The following is a 13,270-nucleotide window of genomic DNA, read 5'->3' as shown; positions in this document are numbered from 1 at the left end:
AAAAGGCATTAAATCTTTCTTCTCATAAACATTTTCTTATCTTTAAGCCTTAATTTATTCCCTATATGAAAAAAACATTCCTTTCGTTACTTGTTTTGGCTTCGCTTTATTCTTGTAATAAGACTGTCAAGACTGACGCAGTTTCAGAAGAGTTTTCGGATATTCATTTTGAAAACTATAAAGAACATTTTGTTGATGAATTATGGAAACTCAATCCAGGTTGGGCTTCAAGTCAAGGTTACCACAAATACGATAGCGTTTTGGTGATTCCTGATGATGCTTATGAGCAAAAACAGTTGCAGTTTTCCTCTGTCCAGCTCGATTCCTTAAAAAAATATTCTTTAGAAAATCTGTCGGATAATAACAAGACGGATTATCAGATGATTAAAAACCTTCTGGAATCTATTACTTTTAATATCAAGGAAGTAAAATCAGACGAATGGGATCCTTCTGGTTATAATGTGAGTAGTTCTTTTGCAGAAATGCTAAATGGGAATTATGACTCGCTTGAAGTACGCTTAAAAAATATCAGCCTGAAAATGGATAATATTCCGGCTTATTATGAAGCGGCCAAAAAGAATATCAAAAACCCTACAGTTGAACATACACAACTGGCAATTGCACAGAATTTAGGCGGTATTTCTGTTTTTGAAACCGATCTTATGGCAGCTGTAGAAAAAAGTAAATTAAGCAAAGAAGAAAAAGAAGCTATTCTTGGCAAGGCAAAAACATCTGTAAAAGCGATTCAGGACTATGCGGCCTGGTTGCAAAAATTAGATAATAAAACGCCTCGCTCTTTCCGACTTGGAAAAGAACTATATGCTAAGAAATTTGACTTTGATATTCAGTCGGGCTACAATGCCGAGCAGATTTATCAGAAAGCAATAAGCCAAAAAAAAGAATTGCATGACAAGATGTTTGTGTTGGCCGACAAACTTTGGAGCAAATATTTAGGCAATGCGCCTAAACCAGCCGATAAGTTGACACTAATCAAGCAGGTAATCGACAAAATTTCATTACAGCATACAACACCTGACAAATTCCAGTCTGAAATTGAAAAACAGATTCCGGAATTGACAGCCTATGTCAAAGCAAAAGACCTTATTTATATTGATCCATCAAAACCGTTGGTTGTGCGAAAAGAACCAGATTATATGGCGGGTGTAGCCGGAGCTTCAATTTCAGCACCGGGTCCTTATGACAAAAACGGCAATACTTATTATAACGTAGGAAGCCTTTCTGGATGGTCTGCAGCCGATGCGGAAAGCTATCTGAGAGAATACAATAATTATATTTTGCAGATATTAAACATCCACGAAGCCATTCCGGGACATTATACCCAATTGGTTTACAGCAACCAATCGCCAAGTATTATCAAGGCTATTTTAGGAAATGGCGCAATGATCGAAGGTTGGGCTGTGTACACAGAAAGAATGATGTTGGAAAGCGGCTATAAGAATTCTGATGAAATGTGGCTGATGTATTATAAATGGAATCTGAGAACAATCTGTAATACTATTTTGGACAATAGCGTACACACCCGAAATATGTCAAAAGAAGAAGGTATTAACCTATTGACCAAAGAAGCATTCCAGCAGGATGCAGAAGCAGAAGGGAAGTGGAAACGCGTAACATTATCACAAGTACAACTTTGTTCTTATTTTACAGGCTATACAGAAATCTATGATTTTAGAGAGCAGTTGAAAAAACAGCAAGGTAAGAGTTTTAACCTGAAACATTTTCATGAAAAATTCTTAAGTTATGGTAGCGCTCCTGTCAAATACATCAAGGAATTGATGCAGAATGAAAAAATGTAATTAAAAGCATTATAAAAGAAAAAGGACAGCTATTATTGCTGTCCTTTTTTTATTATTCAAAACTCACGCCTTGTTTTTTAAATCCTTCATAAAGCATAATTCTGGCTTCACTCACAGCTGCTTCAGTTCTGTGAATATTACACCAAAACTGAATTTTTAGCTGGTATTTCGTATCAGAAATAAAGCTGTAGAAAAGCTGAGGCTCTTTTTCAGAATAAATCGTTGGAATCTTGCTGATACAGCTAACAATAGTTTCCTTAATCTGCTCCTGTGAAATCTCTCCTTGTAGCGTAAAGTTTAGGTCAACCAGTTTGGAATTGTTGGTATACGTCCAGTTTACGATATTTTGTGACAGTATATTCCCATTTGGGACAATAACTTCGGCACCATTTGAAGTATCGATTTTAGTAGTTCTTAAACCGATGGTTTTTACTCTTCCGGATTGGGAACCAACATCAATTACATCGCCAATCTGAATCGGCTTGTCAAAAATCAGGATAACACCCGAAACAAAATTGTTTACAATATTCTGTAATCCTAAACCGACTCCAACACCTAACGCTCCTAAAACAATAGTAATTTTATCCAAAGGAATTCCGGCGGCAGAAATAGCCAGCAAATACCCTAAAATAAGCAAGAGAAGTCGGGTGATCAATAATTTGGAATGCTGTTTTTTGTTGATGCTTTCTTCATCTTCATCATCAATTTCTCCAAAGAAGTAAGCCACATATTTTTGGATGATATGGGCAATCCATACGATTAAAAGGAACAATAAAATATTACCAACGGTAAATGAGAAGTTACCGATTTTATTTTTTGTGGTTAGTAAAGCATTAATCGAATCATAAAATACGCTCGAAAGATTCAGATTGGATGCAATGACAATTACCCACAAATAAATAATAAGAAGCATGAACGGCTTTTTAAGGTTTTTTTCAAGATTTCTAAAATCAAAAATCTTCGAAATGCCTCTGCGAATTCGTATCGTATAAATTTGTAACGTAATTATTTCCAGTATAATTTTTAGGAATACAGAAAGAGCAATAACCTGTGTCAGTGCTATAACGGCAGCGAGGCTTAAGGTATGTGCTAAGGAAACACGCCCAAATACGTTAAAGATTACAGCTAGCACATTCAAAACAAGGAATAAGGTTTTTGCATATTTCAAAAGACCTTTGATATACATTTCTTCCTGTATTGTTTTCAGATAAGCAAGACCAAATCGGATACTCGCCAGGTTGACTAAAATAAAGATACAGCGTTGGAATTGACTCACTTCTACAAAAAGATCCATAAAACTGAATAAGACAAAAATGGCGACCAGAAGCAGCCAATTTCGGAAAGCTTTTGGCGTCCATCTTTTTCTGAACAATATAGTTAGCGCAACGAGAAGTATCAGGTGCGTAAATTCAATAAAAAGGGCAGGAGCATACAGATTTATAGCAATAACAATATTAAGAATCAGTACAATAACCGGCAATATGGCGCCTTGATTCAGATAGCGGAATTGGAAAATTTCTAAAGATTCTATCTGATGGGCTTTTCTTAAATATTTCAGGTTAAAACTGATCCACCAGAATAACAGTCCGCCAAGCAACAGCAGCAGGAAAGTACTGCCAAAGCTGTATCCGAAATAATAAGCCGACGCTTTTTGTTCTGCATTAAATTTTTCCTGGAAATAAGCCTGTATTTGTTGCTCGCTTTTAGTACTGCTGTCCCACAAATGCGGGTGCTCGTTTCCTAAAAGTGAAACTCCCGACTTATTGAGGCGTTCGTTGACAAGAATAAGGTCTTTAGAAACCAGCATCCTTTTTTCAACGATTACTTTTTTCCAGTTATTAAGTGAGTCGATATTGGCTTTTAAAAGACTGTCTGTTGTAATCCATTTTGTTTTTAATTCTTTTAGCTGAGGACGAAATTCTTTGATGAGAAGACTGTCTTTGATAAGTTTTCTAAAAACAGTGTCGTTTATGATTGCTTTGTTGCCTTTTCGGATTTTGACAATCCTTTCATCGTTTTCGTTTAGCTTTTTCCAGTAGATTTCAAATTTTTGCTGCAACTCCAGTAAAACTTTACGGTACATCTGCTGATTGCGGACATTGCCGTTGTTTTTTGCACCAAGATTGGCATCGATGAGTTTTAAGGCATCTTTTGTCTGTTGCATTTCACCAAGAAGGAAGAGTACTCCAGCATCGAGTGCACCTTTGCCTTTGGCATTGTCAAGCATTTCTCCGGCTCTTTCGATAGACACCAGATAATCACTCGCTGCCAACTCATCATCAGCAAAGACTGAAGATTTGCCTTTGTTTTCTACTGCAGGTTTTTCAGTTGCTTTTTTTTCTTTTTCCTGTGCTGTAGCAGTTATTCCTAGCATAAGGAATAAAGCGAGCAGGAGTTGTAGCGTAGGGCTATGTGGAAAGGACCTAAAAAAAGTTTTCTTTTTCATTCTAAAAGGGAACTAGTGATTGATTTTGATTGATGTGAGTGATTTGGCTTATTCTAATATTTCACGGATTTGTTCCTCTAGATCGGCAAGATTTTCAAATTTTTTAAATTCGAGCTCTTTCCCTAATTCTTCGAGTTCTGCTGTGATTTCTAACAACAATTCCAAAGCATCCGATTCGTTGCCTTGTTTGTTTTCGTCAAAATCAGTGCCTGTCAAAAGCCCTTCATTATACATTCCAACGCACCATTCTTCAATGAAATCGGATAGCTTTATTTCGGCAGGACTATATGATTTCCATTTGTCTTTGGCGCAGGCAGCAGCTCCATTTTGGTCAGACCAGAAGCACATTACCGGCATGGGTTTACCGTTTTCATTCTCATAATTGGTAGAGTCGAGTGTAGCAAAACCAACGTTATTTTCAAGTCCAAATACCTTTTCTGTTTGGCAGATTTTTTTGATAAAATTTTCATGGCGCTGTTGCAGCTGCAATATATCCTGAATCATAGTGTGATATTTAATAAGCGTAAATGTAGCAATTTTGCAGGGTTCTAAAACTTGTTATCTCCATCTAAAAGATTTCCAATACCGCCTAAAATGCTTCCTTCGTCTCTACTTTTTCCGCCGCCTTGAGGCGCTGCAGCCCAAACTCTTCCAGCTAATCTGCTGAAAGGAAGTGATTGAATATAGACAATTCCAGGTCCGGTTAAGGTTGCGTAGAAAAGTCCTTCGCCTCCAAAAATAGTATTCTTGATTCCGCCAACAAATTGAATGTCATAGTCTACATTTTGGGTAAATCCAACAATACAGCCGGTATCTACTTTAAGTATTTCGCCGGCCGCCAATTCCTTTCGAGCCAATGTTCCTCCTGCATGAACGAAAGCCATTCCGTCGCCTTCCAGTTTTTGCATGATAAAACCTTCACCGCCAAACAATCCACGTCCCAATTTTCGAGAAAATTCAATACCAAGAGTAACTCCTTTTGCAGCACAGAGGAAAGCATCTTTCTGGCAGATAAAACGCCCGCCATATTCTGTCAGGTCAATAGGTACAATTTTACCCGGATAGGGCGAAGCAAAGCTTATTTTGCGCTTTCCGTGATATTGGTTCAGAAATACGGTCATAAAAAGGCTTTCTCCAGTAAGAAGTCTTTTCCCGGCAGAAAACAGCTTGCCCATAACGCCTTGGGTTTGATTAGAACCGTCGCCAAAAATAGTATCCATGGCAATGCCGTTATCCATCATCATAAAGCTTCCTGCTTCTGCGACTACTGCTTCTTGTGGATCCAGTTCGATTTCCACATATTGCATTTCTTCGCCATAAATCTGATAGTCAATTTCGTGTGATGTCATTTTATATAGTTTTTTGATTTGATAGTTATTGGTAGAATTTGTCGTAAAAATGTTACAATTGATTCGCCGATAATTAAAGGTATAAAAAAAGGAGCAAAATCAATTGGCTCCTTTTTTAAACTATAAGATTATTTAATGCTGATAGCAAAACCGCCGCCTGGTGCGATTGCTTGTTTCAGCTTTGTTTTTGAAGTTACCTTAACGGTTCGTATCGTGTAACTTTGAGGATTTTTGTCATAACTAGCATCTTTTCCATCAGCATAAATAGTAGCCGTATAGGTTTTTCCTTTTGGAAGATAATCAAAAGTAACCTCAGCAGTTCTAGGATTTTCATCTGAAATACCGCCTACAAACCACTCATTTTTGCCTTTTGCCTTACGGGCAATTGTAATATAATCACCTGGTTCAGCTTCTAATACGTAAGTATCATCCCAATCTACCGCTACATCTTTGATGAATTGGAAAGCATCAAGGAACTTGTTATAGGTTTCCGGAAGATCGGCAGCCATCTGCAACGGACTGTATAAGGTTACATATAAAGCCAATTGTTTTGTTAGTGTTGTATGTACAAAAGAATTATTCTCAGGATTATAAGCACTGATTTTAGTTTGGAAAATTCCCGGAGTATAATCCATCGGGCCGCCCATTAATCGTGTAAATGGCAGGATAGTAGTATGGTCAGCATTGTTTCCTCCAAATGATTCATATTCAGTTCCTCTTGCAGATTCATTACCAATTAGGTTTGGATACGTTCTGCTTAATCCTGTTGGGCGTACTGCTTCGTGTGCATTGACCATAATTTTATATTCGGCAGCTTTCTTGATAGCATACAGATAATGGTCAATTATCGTTTGGCTGTAATGGAATTCACCTCTCGGTATGATATCGCCAACATAACCACTTTTGACAGAGTTATAATCATTATCAACCATAAACTGATAGGCTTTGTCCATATGACGCTCATAATTTGTCACAGAACCTGATGTTTCGTGGTGCATCATCATCTTAACACCTTTAGATGCTGCATAACGATGAAGTTCTTTTACATCAAAATCTGGATAAGGCGTTACAAAATCAAAAACATAATCTTTGGATTTGCCAAACCAGTCTTCCCAACCTTCGTTCCAGCCTTCTACAAGCACGGCATCAAAGCCATGTTTGGAAGCAAAATCAATATATTCTTTTACATGAGCTGTGTTTGCAGCGTGTTTTCCATTAGGTTTGGTTTTGGAATAATCGGTTACGCCTAACTGTACGCTTTCTAAATCGGTGTATGCCCATGAGCTTTTTCCAGTAATCATTTCCCACCAAACACCTACATATTTCACAGGCTTGATCCAGGAAACATCTTTGTATTGTGTTGGTTCGTTCAGGTTCAGGATTAGCTTAGAAGCCAAAATGTCGGTGGCTTTGTCGCTTACAACAATAGTTCTCCATGGTGACTGTGTTGGAGCCTGTAGATAACCTTTGTCGCCAATAGCATCCGGAGTCAACCATGATTCTAATATCATATTGCTGTCATCAAGATTCAATGACATGCAGGAATAATTAACCAAAGAAGCTTCATGAATATTGATATACAATCCATCTTTGCTTTTCATCATCAATGGCGTCTGCAATCCGGTAGGAGAGAAGGTTGTTTGTGAAGCATTTGGAGTAACAGCTGCTTTCATCTTTCCCCTCACTTCGGAAAGATTTGAAGTTACCGTACTATATTCCTGAGTGTCATAGTCACCAGGAAGCCAAAAAGCTTTGTGATCTCCAGCCAATGCAAATTGGGTTTTCTCTTCTTTGATCACAAAATGGTTAAAGTTTTTCTGTTCCGGAAATTCATATCGGAATCCGAGCCCGTCATTAAACAAACGAAAACGGATTTTAATATACCTACCGTTTGCAGCTTTTTGGCTTAATGTAACCAAAAGCTCATTATAGTGATTGCGAATGTTTTTTTGTTCTCCGAGTACCGGACTCCAGGTTTCGTCAAAAGTATTCTTTTCGGTTTTGTCAATCTGGAAGCCATCCAGAAACGAAGTGCCGTTTTTTAGTTCAAGGCCTAGTTTGCTGGTTTTGATAACCGCTTTTTTCTTGTAAGTAAGTTCGTAAGTAGGTTCTCCTTTAGAAGAAAGTCCAAATTTTAATTCAAGATTTTGGTCGGGAGACGTAATCTGTTGGGCGTTTATGACAGCATATGCCATAATGAAAAAGGCAGACAATAGTCTTTTCATAAGATTTTCGTTTATTAATAATAGTAAATTCTCAAGTCTCTAAAAACGTTCTTCAAAACTTCCTCACTAAGTATATGATAAACTGAGAGCCTATAGGGATAGTATGTTCTTGCCAAAAATACTATAATTTCAAATAAATTAGACCTTAATAGTGCTGAGTAGCTTATTTTTATCAATCTTGTCTTAAAAGCCGTGAAAAAATAAGCAAAAAGCATTTTTCTAAAATTGTTTTAACAAATACTTAGTGAAGAACTCAAAATAAATCTATAATTTTGAACTTACTTTTTCTGTAGATTAATGAGAAAATTCTATTTTATGCTATTAGTGATGCTTGGGATCTTTATGATGCCCGAATCTGCATTGGCCTGTAGCAAGACTTCTCAGAAAAAAAACTGCACTAAAGAAATCACTTCCCATAAAAAACATAAGGATACTTGTTGCGATAATAAAGACAACTCCCATAATTGTAAAGGAAAGTGTAAACACGCTTCATGTATATGTCCGGTTTCGTGTGTGAGTTCTGCTGCTATCTTTATGCATGCAGAATTTAATAATGACCCTTTTGTTCCGGCAGAAAAAAGATTGGAATTTTACCATACAGAAGCAGGCTTTGCTTCCGGTTTTCATTCCATCTGGCAACCTCCTAAGATAGGCTAAGATTATTTTGTGACAGCCATAAGTCTGTCTAATTGAGAATATTTAGTTTATAGTATATCTAAAAAAACATTTACCATGAAATCATTATCTAAAATAATGGCAACACTTGCCATGCTATTTATATTTACTGCCTGCGAGGCACAAATCAAAAACGAGAAAAAAGAAAACGTAAAAATCTACGGCAATTGCGATATGTGCAAAAGCACTATTGAAAAAGCAGGAAATATCAAGAAGATAGCCAAAGTCGAATGGAATAAAGACACTAAAATGGCTTCTATTGCCTACGATCAGAAAGCGACTAATCTGGACGAAATTTTAAAACGCATTGCTCTTGCTGGATATGACAGCGATACATTCCGTGCACCGGATGATGCTTATGCCAAACTACCGGAATGCTGCCAATATGATCGTGCCGTAAAAACGACTGCCAAAACAGAAATGGCACATACCGGACACTCAGGTCATACTGCAGCTGCAACAAGACAACAAGAGCAAAACCAACTTAAAGCCGTTTTTGACAATTATTTTGACGTAAAAGATGCCTTGGTAAAAACCGAGGGAAAGCTAGCGTCTGATAAAGCAAAAGGTTTAGTGAAAGCTATTAATGCTGTGAAAATGAATGAGCTGAAAATGGAGGAGCATAATGTCTGGATGAAAGTATTGAACGAACTGAAGGAAGATGCGGAACATGTTTCAGAAACTACCGATGCAGAACACCAAAGAGATCACTTTATAACCTTATCAAAAAGTATTTACGAATTACTTAAAGTTTCAAAATACGAAGTTCCTGTCTATTATCAATTCTGTCCTATGGCGAATGATGGCAAAGGAGCAAATTGGCTGAGTAAGGAAAATGCAGTTAAGAATCCTTATTATGGTTCGCAGATGCTGACTTGTGGAAAGACAGTTGAAACGATAAAGTAAAAAGGGACATAATGGATATAAAGAATTATAATCCTGCCAAATTTCTGCTGCTGTTAGTTATGCTGACAGCTGGCAGTGTGCAGGCACAAAAAGTAGTGCGTTACGACCTATATGTAAAAGACACACTTGTAAACTACGCCGGTAAAGAAAAGAGAGCTATAGCTGTAAACGGGCAGATTCCAATGCCAACTCTTACATTTACTGAAGGCGATATAGCTGAAATTGTAGTACATAATCAGTTAAAAGAAAGTACTTCGCTCCATTGGCATGGCGTGTTTTTGCCAAACAAGGAAGACGGAGTACCTTTTCTGACGCAAGAGCCAATTGCGCCTGGTGCTGTATATACGTATCGCTTTCCGATAATACAGAATGGTACGCACTGGTATCATTCCCATTCGGGTTTGCAGGAACAGATTGGAATGTATGGCAATTTTGTAATGAAGAAACGTGAAGATGATAAAACATTTCGAAAAGGCATCGATGACCTTCCAACCGTTCCGATTGTTTTAAGTGAATGGACGAATCTCAATCCGGATAATGTAGACAGAATGCTTCATAATGCGAACGATTGGGCCGCTATAAAAAAAGGAGCGACACAATCTTATGTTGAAGCCATACGTGAAGGTCATTTCAAAACCAAAATCAAAAACGAATGGAAGCGTATGCTTGCCATGGATGTGAGCGATGTTTACTATGATAAGATATTAATCAACGGCGCCAATTCTACTGATTTAAAAAGCGTTGATGGAAAACAGCTAAAAGCCGGTGATAAAGTAAGGCTGCGTATTTCAAACGGTGGTGCGTCGTCCTATTTTTGGCTTCGTTATGCCGGAGGCAAGATAACGGTAGTGGCCAGTGATGGTAACGATGTAGAGCCTGTAGAAGTTGATAGGTTGATAATCGCCGTATCAGAAACGTATGATGTGGTTGTTACTATACCGGAGGAAGGACTTTCGTATGAGTTTTTAGCAACCACAGAAGACAGGACGCAGTCTGCAAGTTATTTTATTGGGAATGGTGTCAAACAGCTTATTTCTCCACTTCCCCGATTAAAGTATTTTGAAGGAATGAAGATGATGAACGATATGATGAAAATGGATGGTAACCTGGATGATATGGGAATGAGTATGAGCCTAAATCAAATGGATATGAATGTGGTCATGTACCCAGAAATTACAGGCGATGCCAAACAAAAGGATACGAAGCAAAAAACAGATCATAGTCAGCATGGAATGAATATGGGAGAAGATCCGAATCGTTATAATGCAAATGCTTTAGGCGATATAGTGACTCTAAATTACGCCATGTTGAAATCGCCTCACAATACAGTTCTTCCAAAAGAAGCTCCGGTAAAGGAGTTGAAATTTACACTAACTGGGAATATGAACCGATACGTTTGGAGTATGGACAATAAAGTTCTTTCGGAAACCGACAAGATTCCTGTAAAGAAAGGAGAAGTATTGCGTATCACGATCTACAATAATTCGATGATGCGCCATCCAATGCACTTGCATGGTTTTGATTTCAGGATAATTAATGGTAAAGGAGAAAACGCACCACTCAAGAATGTAATGGATGTGATGCCAATGGAAACCAATACTATTGAATTCCTGGCAAATGAAGAAGGCGATTGGTTTTTTCATTGTCATATTTTATACCATATGATGGCCGGAATGAATCGTGTTTTTGCCGTTGGTGACTATGATAATCCTTTACTTCCGAATAAAGAAAAAGCCTATAAAATGTTACAGGAAGAAAGCAATATGCCGCATTTTATGGCGCAAAATGATTTTGCAACCAATGGTAATGATGGAGAGGCCATGTTTCAGAATGCAAGATGGTCACTAGGAACAGAATGGCGATTAGGTTACAATGACATGCATGGTTATGAAGTAGAAACTCATTTGGGACGATATATTGGAAAAATGCAATGGTTAATGCCTTTTATTGGTTTTGACTGGCGTTATAGAAGGATGGGAGAGGATGAACATGAAAAGAACATATTCGGGCAAAAAAATAAAAAGGACAGTCGAAGTGCTGTGAGTTTAGGATTTATGTATACGTTGCCAATGCTGGTTAACTTCCAGGCCGAGGTATATCATGATGGTATTGCTCGTTTGCAATTAATGCGAGAAGACATTCCAATTTCAAAAAGATTACGTGCCGGTTTTATGGCTAATACGGATTTGGAATATATGGTAGACCTGAGATATGTGCTAAATAAAAATATGGGTATCCGTACGCATTATGATAGCGATATGGGTTTTGGTGTAGGTTTTGTGCTTAATTACTAATAAGCGCTAAAATAAAAGGCCTCCAATTTTGGAGGCCTTTTATTTTTTATATTCTTCTTATTTTTTCTTAAGTACGAATGCTTCTTCAATTTTCTTGCGGTCTTTTTCGCTGAGTTTTGATGTTTTTTTCAGCTTATCAGTAAATTCTGCTACTTCTTCAACTGTAGCCGGACAGCCTAGGTTTTCACCTTTAGCGTTAAATGAATCTGCAAGCAAATTGCCATTGGCATCATAAATCTGCCAAAAAGGAATACCGCTGTTATCCGCTTTGTATTTCTTTAGGATATCATCAGCACCCGGGTTTTCAAGGTTTTTATTGGCTTTGCTTTCCTGTACGACTAAAAATGTCGTCACATAATTTTTATCAAAAAAAGGCTTGACCGATTCCGTTTCCATATTGCTTTCCATCTTCTTACACCATTTGCACCAAGAAGCATGATACATTACGAAAACATTTTTCTTTTCTTTTTTTGCTTGGGTAAAAGCTTTTTCCAGGATTTTATCAGCGCTTTCTTGTGCCGATGTTTGGGTTATGGCACCAATAAAAAGCAGGCAGAGTAAAAGTGATCTTAATTTCATTGCTTTAAAAGTTATTTTTGAGAGTTAGTGAAATAATTTATAACAATAAATGTATATAACAAACTTAACAATTCGCTTTTATATTTCCTTGCATTATCAACAATAAATAAATTGAATGAATTAGCTGAACAAAAAGTTAAAAACCGTGCGAGCAAGTTAGGGATGCCTAACTTTGTATTTTATACAACCTAAAACAAACATACCGAAATGGAACAATTACAAGGAAGAAAAGCATTGATAACAGGAGGAAGCCGTGGTTTAGGAAAAGCTACAGCATTGGCTTTAGCGGCTGAAGGTGTTGACATTGCTATTACGGGAAGAAACGAACAAACTTTGCTGGAAACTATAGCAGAATTGCAGGCTTATGGCGTAAAAGCAATCTATTCTGTTTTTGATGTAGCCGATCTTGAAGCTGCAAAAAAGGGAATTGCTTACATCCACGAAGCGTTTGGAGTAATCGATATACTTATCAACAACGCAGGAACTGCTTCTTTTGGAAGTTTTTTAGAGATGGAACCATCAAGATGGCAGGAAATCCTGAACGTAAATGTTATGGGAATCTATAATGTGACACACGAGGTGCTTCCTGGAATGATTGCTAGAAATACGGGTGATATTATTAATGTTTCTTCTACTGCCGGACTTCGCGGTAATGCCAATACAACGGCCTATACGGCATCAAAATTTGCTGTAGCCGGGTTTTCGGAAGCATTGATGATGGAAGTGAGAAAGCACAATATCAGGGTTTCAGCTTTGATGCCTAGTACGATAGCTTCAGAAATGTCACTTTCTTTGAATATCACAGATGGCAATCCAGAAAAAGTATTGCAACCGGAAGATTTTGCGGAATTGGTTGTTGCCCAGTTAAAATTGAATAGAAGAGCGTTGCTTAAATCGGCATCGCTTTGGTCTACAAATCCTTAAAAAAATAAAATCCCCTCAATTGAGGGGATTTGTTATTTCTAAAGATAGCCTAACA

The 13,270-nt window shown here is 37.5% G+C and carries 10 protein-coding genes; 5 read left to right on the top strand and 5 right to left on the bottom strand.

What is annotated here, in order from left to right; translation table 11 throughout:
* The first annotated feature begins 65 nt into the window (after positions 1 to 65).
* Positions 66 to 1,817 (top strand): DUF885 domain-containing protein, encoded by a 1,752-nt coding sequence (locus FJA49_RS06430; protein ID WP_140000031.1) that lies wholly within the window; start codon positions 66 to 68, stop codon positions 1,815 to 1,817.
* Positions 1,818 to 1,869: 52 nt separating this feature from the next.
* On the opposite strand, the gene FJA49_RS06425 is transcribed toward FJA49_RS06430, so the two are convergent.
* The 4 genes from FJA49_RS06425 to FJA49_RS06410 all read right to left on the bottom strand — a co-directional run bounded on the left by FJA49_RS06425 (position 1,870) and on the right by FJA49_RS06410 (position 7,837).
* Positions 1,870 to 4,263, bottom strand: coding sequence for a mechanosensitive ion channel family protein (locus tag FJA49_RS06425; protein WP_140000027.1), 2,394 nt, complete (start codon positions 4,261 to 4,263; stop codon positions 1,870 to 1,872).
* Between the two features lie 48 nt (positions 4,264 to 4,311).
* Positions 4,312 to 4,767, bottom strand: coding sequence for a DUF2750 domain-containing protein (locus FJA49_RS06420; RefSeq protein ID WP_140000025.1), 456 nt, complete (start codon positions 4,765 to 4,767; stop codon positions 4,312 to 4,314).
* 44 nt (positions 4,768 to 4,811) lie between these two features.
* Positions 4,812 to 5,612, bottom strand: a complete 801-nt coding sequence (locus FJA49_RS06415) for a TIGR00266 family protein (protein WP_140000023.1) — start codon at positions 5,610 to 5,612, stop codon at positions 4,812 to 4,814.
* A 128-nt stretch (positions 5,613 to 5,740) separates the two neighbouring features.
* Entirely contained in the window at positions 5,741 to 7,837 is a 2,097-nt protein-coding gene (locus tag FJA49_RS06410) for a glycoside hydrolase family 97 protein (protein ID WP_140000022.1), read from the bottom strand.
* 315 nt (positions 7,838 to 8,152) lie between these two features.
* Here FJA49_RS06410 and FJA49_RS06405 point away from each other — a divergent pair, with 315 nt between their 5' ends.
* The 3 genes from FJA49_RS06405 (at position 8,153) to FJA49_RS06395 (ending at position 11,712) form a co-directional block, all read left to right on the top strand.
* Positions 8,153 to 8,494, top strand: a complete 342-nt coding sequence (locus tag FJA49_RS06405; RefSeq protein WP_140000020.1) for a hypothetical protein — start codon at positions 8,153 to 8,155, stop codon at positions 8,492 to 8,494.
* Positions 8,495 to 8,569: 75 nt separating this feature from the next.
* Complete coding sequence (locus FJA49_RS06400; RefSeq protein ID WP_140000018.1) at positions 8,570 to 9,418, top strand: DUF3347 domain-containing protein; 849 nt, start codon at positions 8,570 to 8,572, stop codon at positions 9,416 to 9,418.
* A 59-nt stretch (positions 9,419 to 9,477) separates the two neighbouring features.
* A complete protein-coding gene (locus tag FJA49_RS06395) occupies positions 9,478 to 11,712 on the top strand; it encodes a multicopper oxidase family protein (RefSeq protein WP_394344080.1) in 2,235 nt (744 codons plus the stop codon).
* Positions 11,713 to 11,769: 57 nt separating this feature from the next.
* On the opposite strand, the gene FJA49_RS06390 is transcribed toward FJA49_RS06395, so the two are convergent.
* Positions 11,770 to 12,291 (bottom strand): thioredoxin family protein, encoded by a 522-nt coding sequence (locus FJA49_RS06390; protein WP_140000014.1) that lies wholly within the window; start codon positions 12,289 to 12,291, stop codon positions 11,770 to 11,772.
* 207 nt (positions 12,292 to 12,498) lie between these two features.
* Here FJA49_RS06390 and FJA49_RS06385 point away from each other — a divergent pair, with 207 nt between their 5' ends.
* Entirely contained in the window at positions 12,499 to 13,215 is a 717-nt protein-coding gene (locus tag FJA49_RS06385) for a 3-ketoacyl-ACP reductase (protein WP_140000012.1), read from the top strand.
* Positions 13,216 to 13,270 lie beyond the last annotated feature (55 nt).

The sequence above is a fragment of the Flavobacterium microcysteis genome (assembly GCF_006385255.1).
Lineage (GTDB): Bacteria > Bacteroidota > Bacteroidia > Flavobacteriales > Flavobacteriaceae > Flavobacterium > Flavobacterium microcysteis.
This window is presented reverse-complemented; position numbering and strand designations above follow the sequence as displayed.

Bases quoted from the DNA above. Each gene is read 5' to 3' on its own strand.
- FJA49_RS06410 (WP_140000022.1), bottom strand. From the start codon at position 7,837: ATGAAAAGACTATTGTCTGCCTTTTTCATTATGGCATATGCTGTCATA.
- FJA49_RS06430 (WP_140000031.1), top strand. From the start codon at position 66: ATGAAAAAAACATTCCTTTCGTTACTTGTTTTGGCTTCGCTTTATTCT.
- FJA49_RS06415 (WP_140000023.1), bottom strand. From the start codon at position 5,612: ATGACATCACACGAAATTGACTATCAGATTTATGGCGAAGAAATGCAA.
- FJA49_RS06420 (WP_140000025.1), bottom strand. From the start codon at position 4,767: ATGATTCAGGATATATTGCAGCTGCAACAGCGCCATGAAAATTTTATC.
- FJA49_RS06395 (WP_394344080.1), top strand. From the start codon at position 9,478: ATGCTGACAGCTGGCAGTGTGCAGGCACAAAAAGTAGTGCGTTACGAC.
- FJA49_RS06405 (WP_140000020.1), top strand. From the start codon at position 8,153: ATGCTATTAGTGATGCTTGGGATCTTTATGATGCCCGAATCTGCATTG.
- FJA49_RS06385 (WP_140000012.1), top strand. From the start codon at position 12,499: ATGGAACAATTACAAGGAAGAAAAGCATTGATAACAGGAGGAAGCCGT.
- FJA49_RS06425 (WP_140000027.1), bottom strand. From the start codon at position 4,263: ATGAAAAAGAAAACTTTTTTTAGGTCCTTTCCACATAGCCCTACGCTA.
- FJA49_RS06390 (WP_140000014.1), bottom strand. From the start codon at position 12,291: ATGAAATTAAGATCACTTTTACTCTGCCTGCTTTTTATTGGTGCCATA.
- FJA49_RS06400 (WP_140000018.1), top strand. From the start codon at position 8,570: ATGAAATCATTATCTAAAATAATGGCAACACTTGCCATGCTATTTATA.